Here is a 17,925-nt window from a genome sequence, read left to right on the forward strand (position 1 = left end):
TCTAGCCTTAGAAAGTACGTGGTTTCGGTTTGAAGGTGTCGACCGTCAGTGGCTTGGTCACGACTGCCTTGTAGTCCAGGCGGTTGCCTTCCGAGAACCAGAGGGTGTGCTTCATCCAGTTGTCGTCGTCGCGGTGCGGGTAGTCGTCCTGGGCGTGGGCGCCGCGCGATTCCTTGCGCGCTGCTGCCGAGACGATGGTCGCTTTCGCAGTTTCGATCAGGTTGTCCAGCTCCAGCGCTTCAACGCGCGCGGTGTTGAACACTTTCGACTTGTCCTTGAACGAAACATGCTTGCGACGCTCGTCCAGTACCATGATTTCCTTGACGCCCTGGTTCAGCATCTCGTCGGTACGGAACACGCCGCAGTACTTCTGCATCGTGGCGCGGATGTCGTTGGCGACGCCCTGCACTTTTTCGGTACCGGTGGACGTTTCCAGCTTGTTCAGGCGGTCCATGGCGAAGTCCGACGCGTCTTTCGGCAGCGGCTTGTTCTCTTTTTGCTTGAGGTTCGAGGCCACCACGTGGTTGCCGGCCGCGCGGCCGAACACCACGAGGTCGAGCAGCGAGTTGGTGCCCAGGCGGTTGGCGCCGTGCACCGAGACGCAGGCGCATTCGCCGATCGCGTACAGGCCGTTGACGATCTTCTGGCTGCCGTCGGCGCCAGGCACCACCACTTGACCGTGGATGTTGGTCGGAATACCGCCCATCTGGTAGTGAATGGTAGGCACGACCGGGATCGGTTCCTTGGTCGCATCGACGTTGGCGAACTTGTGGCCGATTTCCAGGATCGATGGCAGGCGCTTCTCGATGGTGTCCTTGCCGATGTGGCGCAGGTCCAGCATCACGTGGTCCTTGTTCGGACCGCAGCCGCGGCCTTCCTTGATTTCCTGGTCCATCGAACGCGAGACGAAGTCGCGTGGCGCCAGATCCTTCAGCGTTGGCGCATAGCGCTCCATGAAACGTTCGCCTTCGGAGTTGATCAGGATACCGCCCTCACCGCGCACACCTTCGGTGATCAGCACGCCCGCGCCGGCCACGCCGGTCGGGTGGAACTGCCAGAATTCCATGTCCTGCAGCGGCAGGCCGGCGCGTGCCGCCATGCCCATGCCGTCGCCGGTGTTGATGAACGCGTTGGTCGAGGCTGCGAAGATACGGCCGGCGCCACCGGTGGCGAACATCGTGGTCTTCGCTTCCAGGATCATGACGTCGCCGGTTTCCATTTCCAGCGCAACCACGCCAACCACGTCGCCGTCGGCGTCGCGTACCAGGTCCAGCGCCATCCATTCGACGAAGAAGTGGGTACGGGCACGGACGTTACGCTGGTACAGCGTGTGCAGCAGGGCGTGACCGGTACGGTCGGCCGCGGCGCAAGCGCGCTGCACGGCTTTTTCGCCGAAGTTGGCGGTGTGGCCGCCGAACGGACGCTGGTAAATCGTGCCATCCGGATTACGGTCGAACGGCATGCCGAAGTGTTCCAGCTCGTACACGACCTTCGGTGCTTCGCGGCACATGAACTCGATCGCATCCTGGTCGCCCAGGTAGTCGCCACCCTTGACGGTGTCGAACATGTGCCAGAACCAGCTGTCTTCGGCCATGTTGCCGAGCGACGCGCCGATGCCGCCCTGGGCAGCAACGGTGTGCGAACGGGTCGGGAAAACTTTCGACAGCACCGCCACGTTCAGACCGGCTTCAGCCAGCTGCAGGGATGCGCGCATGCCGGAACCGCCGGCGCCAACGATTACCGCGTCAAAGCGGCGGGTAGGGATTGCAGATTTGATTGCTGCCACGATTACACACTCCAGATTATCTGTACCGACCAGGCGGCACATGCGATCAGCCACAGGATGGTGGCTGCTTGCAGGGTCAGGCGAAGGCCGACCGGTTTAACGTAGTCCATCCAGACGTCACGCACGCCAACCCAGGCGTGGTAGAACAGTGCGAACAGGGTCACAGCACTGATCAGCTTGAACCACTGCTGGGCGAACAGGCCTGCCCACCCTTCATAGCTGAAATTCTGGCCGGTCAGGAAGGTGATCAAGAGGATCGCGGTGTATGCGACCATGACCACGGCGGTCACGCGTTGCGCCAGCCAGTCGCGCATGCCGTAATGGGCGCCGACGACCAGGCGTTTCGGGCCGACGTTGTTGTTGACGTTATTTGCCATCTCAGAACACTCCAAACAGTTTCAGTGCCACCAGCACGGTCAGGGTCAGGCTCAGCGCCAGCACGGCCGCCGACGATTTACGCGCCGAATCCTTGTCCAGACCAATGTGCAGGTCCATCACCAGGTGGCGTACGCCAGCGAACATGTGGTGCAGGAAGGCCCAGACCAGGCCCAGGATGATCAGTTTGACCAGCGGGTAGGTGACGAAACCCTGGTAGTGCGCGTAGGAGATCTCGGAGCGCAGACTTTCCTGCAGCAGGTACAGGATGAATGGCAGCAGAACGAAGATGATGACGCCGCTGATGCGGTGCAAAATCGACACGATTGCCGACAAGGGCATGCGGTAATTTGACAGTTCGGTAACGTGGATATTACGGAACTCCGGCCGTTCTTTTTTGGGTGCGACCCGTACGGCTTCTGACATAACAAGACCTCCTAAACTTTGACAAAAATTGGGTGAAATCGGATGAAACATCGATTTTCGCCTATTTACCCTCATACAACCAATATCTATTGTTACATATAACCAAAATAGTGTTTTGCAACACACCCCAACGGCCACTTTCCGTAGCTCAACGTATTATCAGCGCAACAATGCTACTGGCGTATGACAGCCTCGTATTGTGCGCCTCCCGCAGCTTTTGTGCACTGCAAGAGTCTCCTGCTCCACTCCATGAGTTCGGTTCAAAGACGGTTCACCGCCCGGGTCCCGGTGCGCTCCCGCAGCCGGCTCCCTTAACTTAATTCGTTGTGATAATGATGTTGTTCGGTCAGATACAAGCCGCGGCGCAATTCCACCGGCTTGTCGCCGTAGGTGAACGACACCCGCTCCGACGCCAGCAGCGGCGTATTCGCGGCGATCTGCAGCAGAGCGGCGGCGCCATCGTCGGCACAGACGGCGCGGATTTTTTCGGTTGCCCGGATCATGCGGGTGCCGAATTCGGACTCGAACAGGCCGTACATCGGCCCCTTGTATTCGACCAGCCGCTCGGCGGTGAGCCCCTTGAAGGTGGCGCCGGGCAGCCACAGTTCCTCGACGATGGTGGGCACGCCGTCGAACGACTGCACGCGCTTGATGAACACCACGGCATCGCCGGATTTGAGGTCGAGCAGGCGCGCCACGTCGGCGGGCGCGCGCAGGCGCTTGACTTCGATGAACTTACTCTCGGGATAATGGGGAACGCCCTCGTCGGGCATCAATCGCAGAAAGCGGAAATGCGCGCGCGCTTCGTGGTGGGTGGACACGAACGTGCCCTTGCCCTGCTTGCGCATCACCAGGTTCTCGGCGGCCAGTTCGTCGATGGCCTTGCGCACCGTGCCCTGGCTGACCTTGAAGCGGTTGGCCAGTTCGACCTCGCTCGGTATCAGTTCGCCCGGTTTCCACTCGCCGCTTTGCAGGCTTTGCGTGATCAGCGCCTTGATTTGCTGATACAGTGGGGAGAACGTCGGCGAGGTCGTCGGCGCGTTCGCTGGCACCCCCGTCGCTGCCGTGGACGAACCGGCAGCGCCACCGGCACCTGAGGCTGGGCTGTTGCTGTTCGAATTGGGCGGGACGGGATTCATAGACCGAGATTTCACCACAAATACCCTTTGGCGTCCAGCAAAAACCGCCCTAACTTCTATGTCTTATATAAGACATAAGATACAATTGACAGAAGCCGGACACAGGCCTACACTCCCCGGCCATGCGCTGCGTAGCGAGTGCTCAAAATTGCAGTATGATGTTGGACTGTGTTCGACTCTGTTCTATACCTACTTTGGAGATTCATCATGGCAAAAACCCCAATGCGTGTTGCTGTTACCGGTGCAGCCGGTCAAATCGGTTACGCTCTGCTGTTCCGTATCGCTAACGGCGACATGCTGGGCAAAGACCAGCCAGTCATCCTGCAACTGCTGGAAATCGCCGACGAAAAAGCCCAGAAAGCGCTGAAGGGCGTGATGATGGAAATCGACGACTGCGCGTTCCCGCTGCTGACCGAGATGACCGCCCACTCCGATCCACTGACCGCCTTCAAGGATGTCGACGTCGCCGTGCTGGTTGGCGCCCGTCCACGCGGTCCTGGTATGGAGCGTAAAGACCTGCTCGAAGCCAATGCGCAGATCTTCACCGTGCAAGGCAAGGCGCTCGACGCCGTCGCTTCGCGCAACGTCAAGGTACTGGTCGTAGGCAACCCAGCCAACACCAACGCTTACATCGCCATGAAATCGGCGCCATCGCTGCCAGCGAAAAACTTCACCGCCATGCTGCGCCTGGACCACAACCGCGCGCTGTCGCAAGTTGCTGCCAAGACCGGCACTGCCGTCAAGGACATCGAGAAGCTGACCGTGTGGGGCAACCACTCGCCAACCATGTATGCCGACTACCGCTTCGCCACCACCGGCGGCAAGGCAGTCAAGGACCTGATCAACGACCAGGAATGGAACGCCAACACCTTCCTGCCGACCGTCGGCAAGCGCGGCGCGGCCATCATCGAAGCACGCGGCCTGTCGTCGGCAGCGTCGGCAGCCAACGCCGCCATCGACCACATCCACGACTGGATGCTGGGCACCAACGGCAAGTGGACCACCATGGGCGTGCCATCGGACGGTTCGTACGGCATCCCTGAAGGCACCGTGTTCGGCTTCCCTGTAACGACCGAAAACGGCGAGTACACCATCGTTCAAGGCCTGGAAATCGATGAATTCTCGCAAGAGCGCATCAACCTGACCCTGAAAGAACTGACCGAAGAGCGCGAAGGCGTCAAGCACCTGCTGCCATAACCGTCACCTCTTCATGAATGCTCGTGGAACCGGTTAATTTACCGATCCGCAGCAAGCACCGCGCTGCCAGGAGCAGCGCGGTTTGCGTTTCCGCTCCTGGTACTCTCTCCCCTCCCACCACTACACCCATTTCCTGCATGCATCCATCCGAGGTTTTATTCCAGGGTAATCGCCAGCCGCTCTTGCTGCCAGCTTGCGACCACTACGCCGGCTCCGAAAAGCTGATGCGCAAATCGATCGTCCTGCAACAAGAACTTGGTCCCGTCTTCGACATCACGCTCGACTGCGAAGACGGCGCCAGCGCCGGCAACGAGGAGGCGCACGCCCACCTGGTCGCCGAACTGCTGGCGTCCGGCGACAACCGCCACCACCGCATCGGCGCCCGCATCCACGATGTGCACAGCCCGCACTTCGCCCGCGACGTGGAGATCATCGCCGGCGGCAGCGCTGCCCAGGCGCTGGCCTACATCGTCCTGCCCAAGGTCAACAGCGTGGCCGAAGTGATTGAAGCGATCGCCTTCATCAACGGCCATGCCGGCAACGCCGGCCGCAGCGACCTGCCGGTGCACGTGCTGATCGAAACCCACGGCGCCCTGCGCGACGCCTACGACATCGCCGCCCTGCCCCAGGTCCAGTGCCTGTCGTTCGGCATCATGGATTTTGTCTCGAGCCACTATGGCGCGATTCCCGGCGCCGCCATGCGCACGCCGGGCCAGTTCACGCATCCGCTGGTGGTGCGCGCCAAGCTCGAAATCGCTGCGGCCTGCCACGCCCACGGCAAGGTGCCGTCGCATAACGTCACCACCGAGATCAAGGACCCGGCCGTGGCTGCCAACGACGCCCAGCGCGCCGCCGCCGAATTCGGCTACACGCGCATGTGGAGCATCCACCCTGGCCAGATCAAGCCCATCGTCAAGACCTTTACGCCGCGTCTGTCCGAGGTGAACGAGGCCGCTGCCATCCTGCACGAAGCAGCCAACGTCCAATGGGGCCCCATCTCCCAAAATGGGCGCTTGCACGACCGCGCCAGCTACCGATATTATTGGACCATCTTGCAGCGCGCCAGACTCGCGGGGCTTACCCTGCCCGAGTCGGCTGCCGCATTGATGCTGCCTACTCCCGTTCACCCTCTGGAACCAAACTGATGTCCATCTCCAAAATCCTGCTGGCCTGCGGACTCGCCATCGGCTCGCTGAGCCTGGCGACCGCGCCGGCAGCTGCTGCTGTCGAAACCAAGTCGGCCGCCAAGAAACCCGTCAAGAAAGCCACCACCAAAGCCAAGAAGGCCGTGGAAAAGCCGGTCGTGCCGAAAGAGCCGAATCCGGAAGAAGACGAGCCGGTCATCACCGATTCGAGCGTGACCGAATTCGACTGCGAACTGGGCAACAAGGTCGCGATCTACCAGAACGTGGGCGACGACGAACACATCGCGCTGCGCTGGAAGAAGCGCCTGCACCGCCTGACGCGCGTGGGCACCACCACCGGCGCCCAGCGCTTCGAGAACAAGCTGTATGGCCTGATCTGGATCGGCATTCCGGCCAAAAGCATGCTGCTCGATTCGAAACTCAATCGCCAGCTGGCCAACGAGTGCCGCAACCCCGAACAATTGCAGCCGGTCGCCATCACGGAAAAGGCGCCGGAAGCACCAGCAACTGCAGTCCAGTAACGCGTTTTGGCCGGCCGCGCACGCTTGCGCACGGTCGGCACCGATTTAGTTCATCATTTGACGATACCCACTGAAGGAGATGTCATGTCCCGTAACACTTTGAACACGCTCAAGGAATTCAACATTTCGGGCAAGAAGGCGAAGTTCTACTCGCTGCCCGCACTGGAGAAGAGCCTGGGCACCAAAATCTCCCGCCTGCCGGTATCGATCCGCGTGGTACTGGAGTCCGTGCTGCGCAACTGCGACGGTAAAAAAGTCACCGAAGAACACGTCAAGCAACTGGCCAACTGGGGCGCCACTGCCGAGCGCACCGACGAAATTCCATTCGTCGTGGCCCGCGTGGTGCTACAGGACTTTACCGGCGTGCCGCTGCTGGCCGACCTGGCCGCGATGCGTAACGTCGCCTACAAGATGGGCATCAACGCCAAGAAAATCGAGCCGCTGGTGCCGGTGGACCTGGTGGTCGATCACTCGGTCACCATCGACCACTTCCGCGAGCCGGGCGCGCTGGACCTGAACATGAAGCTGGAATTCTCGCGCAACAACGAGCGCTACCAGTTCATGAAATGGGGCATGCAGGCGTTCGACACCTTCGGCGTGGTGCCACCTGGCTTCGGCATCGTCCACCAGGTCAACCTCGAATACCTGGCGCGCGGCGTCCACAAGGACAACGAAGGCGTGTACTACCCTGATTCGCTGGTCGGCACCGACTCGCACACCACCATGATCAACGGTATCGGCGTGGTCGGCTGGGGCGTGGGCGGCATCGAGGCCGAAGCCGGCATGCTGGGCCAGCCCGTGTATTTCCTGACCCCGGACGTCATCGGCGTCAACCTGACCGGCGTGCTGCGCGAAGGCTGCACGGCAACCGACCTGGTGCTGACCATCACCGAACTGCTGCGCAAAGAGAAAGTCGTCGGCAAGTTCGTCGAGTTCTTCGGCGAAGGCACCGAGACGCTGTCGGTCACCGACCGCGCCACCATCGCCAACATGGCCCCGGAATACGGCGCCACCATGGGCTTCTTCCCGGTTGACGACGCCACCATCGAATACTTCGAAGGCACGGGCCGCACCAAGGCCGAGATCGACGCGTTTGCCGCCTACTTCAAGGCGCAGGGCATGTACGGCGTCTCGAAAGCCGGCGACATCGACTACACCCGCGTGGTCGAGCTGAATCTGACCACCGTCACGCCTTCCCTGGCCGGTCCGAAGCGTCCACAGGACCGTATCGAAATCGGCAACGTCAAGGCCAACTTCACCGAGCTGTTCTCGAAACCGACCACCGAAAACGGCTTCAACAAGAACCCGGACGACCTGCAAAAGACCTACACCACGACCGACGGCGTGCACGTGAAAAACGGCGACGTGCTGATCGCGGCAATCACCTCGTGCACCAACACCTCGAACCCGAGCGTGCTGCTGGCCGCCGGCCTCTTGGCGAAAAAAGCGGTGGAAGCCGGTTTGACCGTGGCGCCACACATCAAGTCGTCGCTGGCCCCCGGCTCGCGCGTGGTCACCGAGTACCTGACCGCTGCCGGCCTGCTGCCGTACCTGGAGCAGCTAGGCTTTGGCGTCACGGCCTACGGCTGCACCACCTGTATCGGTAACGCCGGCGACCTGACCGCCGAACTGAATGCCGCCATCACCCAGAACGACATCGTCGCCTCGGCCGTGCTGTCCGGTAACCGTAACTTCGAAGCGCGGATCCACCCGAACATCCGTTCGAACTTCCTGGCCTCGCCACCGCTGGTGGTCGCTTACGCCATCGCCGGCAACATGACCGTGGACCTGATGACCCAGCCGGTTGGCAAGGGCAAGGACGGCCGCGACGTGTACCTGGGCGACATCTGGCCGACCTCGCAAGAGATCGCCAAGCTGATGAAGTTTGCGATGAACTCGAAAGTGTTCAAAACCAACTACGCCGACGTCAAGGGCAACCCGGGCAAGCTGTGGGAACACGTGTCCTCCACCGAAGGTCAGGTGTACAACTGGCCGGAATCGACCTACATCGCCGAGCCGCCGTTCTTCGACGGCTTCACGATGGAGCCGGTGGTCACCGAAGCGGGCATCACCAACGCGCGCGCGCTGGGCGTGTTCGGCGACTCGATCACCACCGACCACATTTCGCCGGCCGGTTCGATCAAGGAAGACGGTCCTGCCGGTAAATGGCTGCTGGCCAACGGCGTACTGAAAGCCGACTTCAACTCGTACGGCTCGCGCCGCGGCAACCACGAGATCATGATGCGCGGTACGTTCGCCAATGTGCGTATCAAGAACCGCATGATCCCGGCCAAGCCGGACGGCTCGGCAGTCGAGGGCGGCATCACGATCCACCAGCCATCGGGCGAACAGCTGTCGATCTACGACGCGGCCATGAAGTACGTGGCCGAAGGCACGCCAACGATGATCTTCGGCGGCGAAGAATACGGCACCGGCTCGTCGCGCGACTGGGCCGCCAAGGGCACCCAGCTGCTGGGCGTGAAGGCCGTGATCGTGCGCTCGTTCGAACGTATCCACCGCTCGAACCTGGTGGGCATGGGCGTGCTGCCGCTGCAATTCCTCGGCAACGACAGCGTCGAAACCCTGGGCATCACCGGCAAGGAAACCTACGACCTGAAAGGCCTCGAAGGCGAAATCAAACCACAGCAAACCGCCACCCTGGTGATCCACCGCGCGGACGGCTCGAGCACCGAAGTGAAAGTGCTGCTGCGTATCGATACCCCGATCGAAGTCGATTACTACAAGCATGGCGGCATCCTGCCGTTCGTGCTGCGCCAGTTGCTGGCCGCGTAACGGTCGTTTAAAAAGATCGCAGCGTCGTTGCAGCGCCTTGCCGTGCAGGCGCACTGTCTGCGGCGCTGCGCCTCGCTGCGATCATTTTTAAACAACCTCGTGATCGAAAAAGCGCCGGACTCGTCCGGCGCTTTTTTTATGCCTGCACCATCGGTGACCTTGTTTTGCGGGTTTCATCTACAATATGGTGCATAAGGGTTATGATCTGCATGACCGATCCGTTTTTTTGTTTGCTTTCCCTTACCTGAGACCTTTATAGCGCCATGCGTCGTCCATCTAAAGATTCATCCCAAAAATTGTCCGCCGAGAGCCAGCGCCTGGTCAGCCATGCGCAGGCAGTCGGGCAAGCTGCCAGCCGCCTCGAAGAGCGGGCCTGGGAGCGCAGCCTCGATGCGCAGCTGCAAAAGCTGCTCAAGACCGGCCACCAGGACACCATCGACGCCACCCTCAACGCCCTGTTCCGCGAAGACCTCAACGCCTACGACGTCCTGATGGACGGCGTGGAAGCGGCCAGCGAATCGAGCTCCATCGTTCTGGAAACCGCCGACGGCGTGTCCAAGCCCTACGACGTGCTGCTGGTCGCCGCGCCGATCCTGGCCTGGACCCGCTTCGCCATCGCCTCGGGCCCAATTCCGGCCGATATTTTGAATACGCTGTCGGCCCATTTCTCGGCCCACCTGCTGGCCGATGGCACGCAGATGGCCATGTCGCCCACGCTGTTCTCGATCGACCAGCTGCCGCGCAGCCACGTGGAAACCTGGGGCAAGGTACACAAGCTGGCGCAGGCGGCCCTCAAGGGCACCGTGCTCAAGGCCGACACCAAGGTGCCGGAAACCGCGCCATTCCTGGCCGACACCCGCTACCTGATGGTGGCCGTGGTGGCGCCGGCCGGCGCCCCGCTGTTCCGCTGGCAGATGCCGGCGCACCAGGCCAACTTCGCCAACGAGCGCGCCAACGTGCTGGAACAATGGCGCGCCCAGGCTACACCAACGGTGAACCGCCTGCTGCCCGGCTGCGGCGTGGAACTGCTGCTGCCCGAAGCGTATTACATGGCCTGCCGCGAAGCGGACAAGCAAATCCGCCCGGTCTCGATCCGCGCTGCGGTGCACTATCTGACGCACACGCTGTCGATCGAACCATCGGAACTGCGCGCCGTGATCGCCGGTTTTGGCGAGGAAAATGGCGAAGGCCAGATCGACGAATACCGCGTGGCGTTCACGCGCCGTTCGTCGCCCGACGTGATTTACGGCGTGGTGTGGCCGCTGTATGGCCAGGAAGACGAAGAAGGCACGCCACCGGAAGGCCCGGCCGCGATGTTGCCGGCCACGCAAAAGCCGGTCACGCCGATGGACGACATCGTCAACCACCTGAACGAAGCGGGCATCACGCAGATCAAGCGCCATGCCGAGCGTTACGTGGTGGAGTTCTGCGACGACTGCGGCGCGCCGCTGTTTGCCGATCCGGTCGGCGAGCTGGCGCATGCGGAAATGCCGGAAGATACACCGGCCGGCACCGAGCACTTCCATTAAAGTCCAGCCTGGAATCTGGCCGTTATACTTCGATCCGTCATTCCCGCGCAAGCGGGAATCCATAGACCGGTTGCGCCGCGCCAGCTTAACGCAGAGCCGGACGACTCACCTGACGCATGGATTCCCGCGTCCGCGCGAATGACGGAGCTAGCGCTGGCAGCAAATATCCAGCGGCTTTGACTTACCAGCCTGAAAACGGCTGCTTGATCAAATTCGAGTTGTAGTACCGCGCATCGTCGGTCACCTCGTCCGCAACCCACTCGGGTTGGTCGAACGCCTCATCCTCGGCACCGAGCTCGATCTCGGCCACCACCAGCCCCGCATTCGCACCGAGAAATTCATCGACCTCCCACACGTGGGCGCCATTGGTGATCTTGCGCCGGTACTTTTCGATCAGCGGCTGCTCGCACAAGCCGTCGAGCAGCTCTGCCGCGTCCTGCATGGGTATCGGATACTCCCACTCGCCGCGCGTGGCACCCACGCTCTTGCCCTTGATGGTGATCACCGCGCGGTCGCCTTCGATGCGCACGCGCACCGTGCGCTCCTTCTGCGACGACAGGTAACCCTGGCGGAAGAACACCGGTTCGCCCAGCGTCTTCCAGGCGTCGCCCTGCACCAGGAACTTGCGCTCGATTTCGACGCCCATGATCAGTAGTCGTCCAGCGACAGCAGGATCGGTTGCAGGATGGCCGCGCCCAGCGCAGCGGAGCGGGCGCCATTCCAGCCCACGCGCACGTCGGGCAGATCGGCGTTGTCCTTGAACGGCATCTCGAGCGTCAATGCCAGGCAGCCGAAGTGGTGGCCCACGTACTTGGAGGCCAGCGTGAGCATGTCTTCCTTGTACTTGCTGGCCGCGTAGCCGACCTTGTCCTGGAAGTCCGGGCTGGCGTTTTTATAACGGTCGATAAACGCTTGCTGCTTGGCGCGGCGTTCGTCGCTGAAGTTTTCCAGCATCTCGTTACCGGCCACGAAGTTGTACGGCAGCGCCTCGTCGCCGTGGATGTCGAAAAACATGTCGATGCCCGTCTCGTGCATCTTCTGCTTTACGCACAGCACTTCCGGACTGCGCTCCAAGGTTGGCGTCATCCACTCGCGGTTGAGGTTGGCGCCGGCCGCATTGGTACGCAGGTTGCCGCGCACCGAGCCGTCCGGATTCATGTTCGGCACGATATAGAACACGCAGCTTTGCAGCAGCTTGCGCGCGATCGGGTTGGCGTCGTCGAGCAGCGAATCGATCAGGCCTTCGACAAACCATTCGGCCATCGATTCGCCCGGGTGCTGGCGCGCGATGAACCAGATTTTTTTCGGCGCATCGGGCTGGCCGATCACCACCAGGTTCATGTCGCGGCCATCGACCGTGCTGCCCAGGTCTTGTACCCTGGCCAGCGGGTGCTCGCCCACTTCGCCCAGCAGGCGCAGGTGGCGCTCGAACGAGTATGGCTCGAAGTAGGCGTAGTAGATGCTGTCGGTATCGGGCGTGTGCTTGATGGTCATGACAGCGCCGTCGAACGTGGTGGGCACGCGGAACCAGGTTTCGCCATCGTAACTGGCCACGGCGTTGTAGTTCTCGTAGCCCTTGGCATAGGTGGCTTCGCCGGCATTCAGGAAGCGCATGCGCACCGCCTGCCCCGCCGCGCCTTGCAGGCGGAAGTGGAACCATTGATGGATGTCCGCGTGCGAGTCCTTGCGCAGCTTGAGGTCGATGGCGTCGGCGGCTTCCGCGCGCACGACGTCAATGGCGCCGGAGTCGAAATTCTGGCTGATTTTGATGGTCATGTCGATCCAATAGATGATTATCGATCGCGCTATTTTACCAGCATGGTCCCTTCGCGTTTATAGCGGGCATGCCATGCCAGCGCCTGTTCCAGCACGTGCGGCGTCTGGCCGCCGCCGGCCAGCGCCTGCTCAACATACGCGCGCAATTGCGGGCGATAGTCGGGGTGGGCGCACTGCTCGATGATCAGCGGCGCGCGCTCGCGCGGGGCCAGGCCACGCAGGTCGGCCAGGCCCCATTCGGTCACCAGCACGTCGACATCGTGCTCGGTGTGGTCCACGTGCGCGGCAAACGGCACCACGCTCGAAATGGCGCCGTCCTTGGCCACCGACTTGCTGACGAAAATCGACAGCTGGCCATTGCGGGCGAAGTCGCCCGAGCCGCCGATCCCGTTCATCATGTGCGTGCCGCCCACGTGGGTGGAGTTGACATTGCCGTAGATGTCGAATTCCAGCGCCGTGTTGAGCGCGATGATGCCAAGCCGGCGCACGATTTCCGGGTGATTGCTGATCTCCTGCGGGCGCAGCACGATGCGGTCGCGGTACTGCTCGAGATTGGCGATGAAGCGCTCGTGGGTGGCGGCACTCAAGGTAATCGAGGACGCCGACGCCACGGCCAGGTGGCCCGAGTCGAGCAGCGCGATGGCGCTGTCCTGCAGCACCTCCGAGTACATGGTCATGTCGCGGAACGACGATGCAGATAAACCATGCAGCACGGCGTTGGCAATGGTGCCGATACCGGCCTGCAGCGGCAGCAGCTGCGGCCCCATGCGCCCGGCCGCCACCTCGCCTTCCAGGAACGCCACCACGTGGCGCGCGATGGCGTCGGTCTCGGTATCGGGCGGCAGCGCGTTGGACGGGCTGTCGGCGCTGTCGGTGATGACGATGGCGGCGATGCGCGCCGGGTCGATGGCGATCGCGGTGGCGCCGATGCGCTGCAGCGGCGACGTCAACGGAATCGGTTCGCGTTCGGGCCGCGCGTGCGGCACGTAGATGTCATGAAAGCCTTCCAGCGCCAGCGGCGCGGCCAGGTTGATCTCGATGATCACCTGCGCCGCCTGCTGGGCGAAGCTGGCCGTATTCCCGACCGACATGGTGGGGATGATGCTGCCGTCTTCGGTGATGGCCACCGCTTCGATCACCGCGATATCGACGGCTTTCAGGTCGCCCGAACGCAGCTGCTCGGCGGTCTCGGACAGGTGCTGGTCGATGAACATCACCTCGCCCGTGTTGATCTTGCGCCGCAGCGCGGCGTCGGCCTGGAACGGCATGCGCCGTGCGACCACGCCGGCATTGGCCATCAGGCCGTCGCTGTCGTTGCCCAGCGAGGCGCCGGTGAGCAGGGTCAGGTGCAAGGGCGCCTGGCGCGCGCGTTCCACCAGCGCCAGCGGCAGCGCTTTGGCGTCGCCGGCGCGGGTAAAACCGCTCATGCCGACGGTCATGCCGTCGCTGAACAGCGCGGCGGCGCGGTCGGCGGTCATTACCTTGTCCATCAGCGTTGCAAGGCGAATGCGGTCTTCATACATGGTGTGCTCCTCGATCTTCTTATAGAGTTTCAGTATAGAATTGCCGAGTCAGTCGCTTTATGACTTAAATTCCTGCTACCCAGTCGCTTTATTCATGGACCTTCGCTCGCTGCGCTATTTTGTCGAAACCGTGCGCCTCAACAGTTTTACCCAGGCGGCGGAGTCGCTGCACGTCACCCAGTCCACCATCAGCAAGATGGTGCGCCAGCTGGAACAGGAAACGGGCGCGCAGCTGTTGATACGCGACGGCCGCAAACTGGCGCTGACCGATATCGGCCGCGTGGTGTACGCGCGCGGCGAAGACATGCTGGCCTCGATGCGGCGCCTGGCGCAGGAAGTGCACGACACGCAAACCGTGGAGCTTGGCCAGCTCACGGTCGGCATCCCGCCCATGATCAACCTGCTGTTTACGCCCGTGCTGAAGGCGTTCCGCGAACGCCATCCGCAAATCACCCTCACGCTGCTGGAAGACACGGGGCAAGCCATCGAACGCAAGGTCGCCAACGGCGAACTGGAAATCGGCTTGACCGTGCTGCCGGCCGACCCGGCCTTGGCACTGCAAACGGCCGCCATCGCCAGCTACCCGCTGTGGGCGCTGGCCGCGCAAGGCACGTTTCGCAAGAGCCGCGCCACGTTGCCGTTCAAGGCGCTGGACCGATTGCCGCTGGTGCTGCTCACCGACGACTTCGCGCTCACGCGCAGGCTGCGCGCGGCGTTCGGCGCAGCCGGGTTCGAGCCGCAGGTAGCGGCGCAAAGCGGGCAATGGGACTGGCTGGTGGCGATGGCGTCGGCCGGTATGGGCGTGGCGCTGCTGCCGGAACCGTTCATAGATCGGCTGGCGCTTGGCCCGCTGGATGCGGTGCGGCTGGTGGAACCGGCGCTGCCATGGCAGCCAGCCCACGTGTGGCAGGGCGGCTACCTGTCGCACGCGGCGCGCGCGTGGCTCGACGTGTGCGAGGAAGTGCTGGGGGCCGCTACGGGTTAAGCCGGTGACAGTGGTGGCAGCGTGTGCAGCGCCACGCCTTCGATCAGATCCACCTTCGATTCCCACGGCCGCAGGGCGATCATGCGCTGCGCCTCTTCATACCCGGCCTGCCAGCGCGCGTTGATGCCGCTCGAGGAAAAATCGATATCCTTGGTATGGTCCTCGCCGCCGATGCGCGGCGCCACCAGCGACAGCACGTGCATGGTGGTGCCACAGCCCCAGCACGACAGGTCGCGCACTTCGGGCAGTTCGGCCACGTCGGGCGGCAGGTGCAGGCTCAGTTCGCGGATCACGTGACGCAGCCGGTGCAGCTTGCGCTGCTGTTCGATATTGCTGGAGCGGCTCGCGTACTGGATCTCCTTCTGCTTGTCGAGCACGTCGAGGATGCTTTGCGGCTCGGTACCGTCCGGGTTCCACACCTGCACCGAGAAGATCACCGAACTGCGGCGCGGCTCGTCGTCGAGCACCGCTTCGATCGGCGTGTTGGAATAGATGCCGCCATCCCAGTACGGCTCACCGTCGATGCGCACGGCGGGAAAGGCCGGCGGCAGCGCGCCCGACGCCATCACGTGGTCGGCGGTGAGTACGTCGCGACTGCTGTCGAAGTAGCGCATGGCGCCGGTGCGGGCGTTGACCGCGCCGACCGTGAAGCGCGGCTGCTGATGATTGAGGTAGTCGTAGTCGATCAGTTGCTCCAGCGTGGCGCGCAGCGGCGCGGTCTGGTAGAACGACGCGTGCTCCACGCCCACCTTGGCATCGGGATTCCACCAGGCCGACAGGTTGGGCTCGAAAAAGGCGGGAATGCCCTGCCCCACCGTGAGCGCATTGGCCACGCTGCGCGGCAAGGACGTCACCCCGAGCGCATTGCGCTCCATGCGTTGCCAGAACTGGCGCAGGCGCTCGAGGCGCTGCTCCGGTGGATTGCCGGCGATGATGGCGCCGTTGATGGCGCCGATCGACGTGCCGATCACCCAGTCGGGTTCCAGCCCCGCCTCGTGCATGGCCTGATAGACGCCCAGCTGGTAAGCGCCCAGAGCGCCGCCGCCCTGCAGGACCAGGACGACCTGGCCAAGCTGGGCAGAGTTTGAAACGGATGCGGGGGTGCGGTTCAAACGGTACTCCACGTTGGTGGCAACGTGGAGATTGTAGTGCAGTTAAGCGACTTCCACACCACGCGCCTTGAGCGCAGCGCGCACGCCGGCGCCGTAAGCCGGATCGGCCTGATCGAAGTGGGTCAATTGACGGGCGATGATCTCGGCGCTCACCTGCGACAACGGACCGGCGATATTGTCGAACAGGTTCTGCTGCTCTTGCGCCGGCAGCAGGCGGAACAGGTTGCCCGCTTGCGTGTAATCGTCTTCCTTGCCGCGACCGTCGTAGCGCCCTGCCGCGCCGTGCAGCGCCAGCCCCGGTTCGCCGTGACCCATGCCTTGCGGGTTGCTGCCGTTGCTATCGACCGGCTGGTAGTTCTGCGCCCCGCCGCCGTTGGCGATCGCCATGGCGCCGTCGCGCTGCTGGTTGTGGAACGGGCAGCGTGGCGCGTTCACCGGCAGGTGCTGGTGATTCACACCCACGCGGTACAGCTGGGCGTCGTGGTAGGCGAACAGGCGCGCTTGCAGCATCTTGTCCGGCGAGTAGCCCAGGCCCGGCACCACGTTCGACGGCGACAATGCAGCCTGCTCCACCTCCGCGTGGTAGTTCACAGGATTGCGATTGAGTTCGAACACGCCGACCGGGATCAACGGGAAGTCCGCATGCGGCCACACCTTGGTCAGGTCGAACGGGTTCCAGCCGGTGCGCTGCTCCCATGCCGCCAGTTCCGCCTCGGTGGCCACTTGCAGGCGCACGTCCCAGCGCGGGAAGTCGCCGGCCGCAATCGCGCCGAACAGGTCGCGCTGGGCGTAGTCCGGATCTTCACCGGCGATGCGGGTGGCCACGGCAGCTGGCAAATTCTTGATGCCCTGCTGCGTCTTCAGGTGCCACTTGCAGTACACGCGCTCGCCCGCCTCGTTGATCAGGCTGAAGGTGTGGCTGCCGAAGCCGTCCATGTGGCGATAGCCGTCCGGCGTGCCACGGTCCGAGAACAGCATCGTCACCTGGTGCAGGCTCTCCGGCGTCTTGCTCCAGAAGTCGAACATCATGGTCGGCGACTTCAGGTTGGTTTGCGGATCGCGCTTCTGGGTGTGGATAAAATCGGGGAACTTGATGCCGTCCTTGATAAAGAACATCGGCGTGTTGTTACCGACCAGGTCCCAGTTGCCGTCCTCGGTGTAGAAGCGCATGGCGAAACCGCGCGGATCGCGTTCGGTATCGGCACTGCCTTTTTCGCCGCCCACGGTGGAGAAGCGCACGAAGGTCTCGGTCTGCTTGCCGATGCTGGCGAACAGCCTGGCCTTGGTAAAACGGGTGATGTCGTGGGTGACGGTGAAGGTGCCGTAGGCGCCCGAACCCTTGGCATGGACCACGCGCTCCGGAATGCGCTCGCGGTTGAAATGCTGGAGTTTTTCGAGCAGGTGGAAGTCTTGCAGCAGCAGCGGGCCGCGCGGGCCAGCGGACAGCGAATTCTGGTTGTCGGCGACCGGGATGCCGGAGGCGGTGGTGATAGGTGGCTGGCTCATGCTATGGCTCCTCGTTGTTTAATAGACTGAGGCTATTTTAAACGCTGGATGCGATAAATAAAAACTATAAATATCTATGGCTTTCATAGATAACGCCAATAGCTACCGGCAA

General features: G+C 62.6%; 15 protein-coding genes. 6 read left to right on the plus strand and 9 right to left on the minus strand.

Annotated features, from left to right (window positions below; all coding sequences use genetic code 11):
• Positions 1–7: 7 nt before the first annotated feature.
• The 4 genes from sdhA to SR858_RS18595 all read right to left on the minus strand — a co-directional run bounded on the left by sdhA (position 8) and on the right by SR858_RS18595 (position 3,726).
• Positions 8–1,786, minus strand: coding sequence for a succinate dehydrogenase flavoprotein subunit (sdhA, locus tag SR858_RS18580; protein WP_026637036.1), 1,779 nt, complete (start codon positions 1,784–1,786; stop codon positions 8–10).
• A gap of 2 nt (positions 1,787–1,788) precedes the next feature.
• A complete protein-coding gene (gene sdhD, locus SR858_RS18585; protein ID WP_019920493.1) occupies positions 1,789–2,163 on the minus strand; it encodes a succinate dehydrogenase, hydrophobic membrane anchor protein in 375 nt (124 codons plus the stop codon).
• Between the two features lies 1 nt (position 2,164).
• On the minus strand, positions 2,165–2,587 hold the full coding sequence (gene sdhC / locus SR858_RS18590; protein WP_019920494.1) for a succinate dehydrogenase, cytochrome b556 subunit: 423 nt from the start codon (positions 2,585–2,587) through the stop codon (positions 2,165–2,167).
• A 311-nt stretch (positions 2,588–2,898) separates the two neighbouring features.
• Positions 2,899–3,726, minus strand: a complete 828-nt coding sequence (locus tag SR858_RS18595; RefSeq protein ID WP_026637037.1) for a GntR family transcriptional regulator — start codon at positions 3,724–3,726, stop codon at positions 2,899–2,901.
• A gap of 207 nt (positions 3,727–3,933) precedes the next feature.
• On the opposite strand from SR858_RS18595, the gene SR858_RS18600 reads away from it, so the two are divergent.
• The 5 genes from SR858_RS18600 to SR858_RS18620 all read left to right on the plus strand — a co-directional run bounded on the left by SR858_RS18600 (position 3,934) and on the right by SR858_RS18620 (position 10,911).
• Positions 3,934–4,923, plus strand: coding sequence for a malate dehydrogenase (locus SR858_RS18600; RefSeq protein ID WP_026637038.1), 990 nt, complete (start codon positions 3,934–3,936; stop codon positions 4,921–4,923).
• Between the two features lie 137 nt (positions 4,924–5,060).
• On the plus strand, positions 5,061–6,068 hold the full coding sequence (locus SR858_RS18605; protein ID WP_026637039.1) for an HpcH/HpaI aldolase/citrate lyase family protein: 1,008 nt from the start codon (positions 5,061–5,063) through the stop codon (positions 6,066–6,068).
• Positions 6,068–6,589, plus strand: a complete 522-nt coding sequence (locus tag SR858_RS18610) for a hypothetical protein (protein ID WP_019920498.1) — start codon at positions 6,068–6,070, stop codon at positions 6,587–6,589. Before SR858_RS18605 ends, SR858_RS18610 begins: the two co-directional genes overlap by 1 nt.
• Before the next feature lie 84 nt (positions 6,590–6,673).
• Positions 6,674–9,382: an aconitate hydratase AcnA gene (gene acnA / locus SR858_RS18615; protein WP_026637040.1), complete on the plus strand. Its 2,709-nt coding sequence runs from the start codon at positions 6,674–6,676 to the stop codon at positions 9,380–9,382.
• Positions 9,383–9,645: 263 nt separating this feature from the next.
• On the plus strand, positions 9,646–10,911 hold the full coding sequence (locus tag SR858_RS18620) for a DUF2863 family protein (RefSeq protein ID WP_026637041.1): 1,266 nt from the start codon (positions 9,646–9,648) through the stop codon (positions 10,909–10,911).
• A 181-nt stretch (positions 10,912–11,092) separates the two neighbouring features.
• Here the strand turns inward: SR858_RS18620 and SR858_RS18625 are convergent, their stop codons facing one another.
• Genes SR858_RS18625 through SR858_RS18635 form a run of 3 tightly spaced genes read right to left on the minus strand, consistent with a single transcriptional unit; the run spans position 11,093 to position 14,210 of the window.
• On the minus strand, positions 11,093–11,557 hold the full coding sequence (locus tag SR858_RS18625) for a CYTH domain-containing protein (protein WP_019920501.1): 465 nt from the start codon (positions 11,555–11,557) through the stop codon (positions 11,093–11,095).
• Positions 11,558–11,559: 2 nt separating this feature from the next.
• The gene (locus tag SR858_RS18630) at positions 11,560–12,687 is read right to left on the minus strand and encodes a M14 family metallopeptidase (RefSeq protein ID WP_019920502.1); all 1,128 of its coding nucleotides are present in this window, start codon (positions 12,685–12,687) and stop codon (positions 11,560–11,562) included.
• Between the two features lie 29 nt (positions 12,688–12,716).
• Entirely contained in the window at positions 12,717–14,210 is a 1,494-nt protein-coding gene (locus tag SR858_RS18635; protein ID WP_019920503.1) for an acetyl-CoA hydrolase/transferase family protein, read from the minus strand.
• A 94-nt stretch (positions 14,211–14,304) separates the two neighbouring features.
• Here SR858_RS18635 and SR858_RS18640 point away from each other — a divergent pair, with 94 nt between their 5' ends.
• Positions 14,305–15,195: a LysR substrate-binding domain-containing protein gene (locus tag SR858_RS18640; RefSeq protein WP_019920504.1), complete on the plus strand. Its 891-nt coding sequence runs from the start codon at positions 14,305–14,307 to the stop codon at positions 15,193–15,195.
• On the opposite strand, the gene SR858_RS18645 is transcribed toward SR858_RS18640, so the two are convergent.
• Entirely contained in the window at positions 15,192–16,307 is a 1,116-nt protein-coding gene (locus tag SR858_RS18645; RefSeq protein ID WP_019920505.1) for a patatin-like phospholipase family protein, read from the minus strand. The two genes, SR858_RS18640 and SR858_RS18645, sit on opposite strands and share 4 nt — an antisense overlap.
• A gap of 42 nt (positions 16,308–16,349) precedes the next feature.
• Positions 16,350–17,813 carry a catalase gene (locus SR858_RS18650; protein WP_019920506.1) on the minus strand — a complete coding sequence of 488 codons (1,464 nt, stop codon included), beginning with the start codon at positions 17,811–17,813 and terminating at the stop codon, positions 16,350–16,352.
• Positions 17,814–17,925 lie beyond the last annotated feature (112 nt).

It is taken from the genome of Duganella zoogloeoides, from assembly GCF_034479515.1.
GTDB lineage: Bacteria > Pseudomonadota > Gammaproteobacteria > Burkholderiales > Burkholderiaceae_D > Rugamonas > Rugamonas zoogloeoides.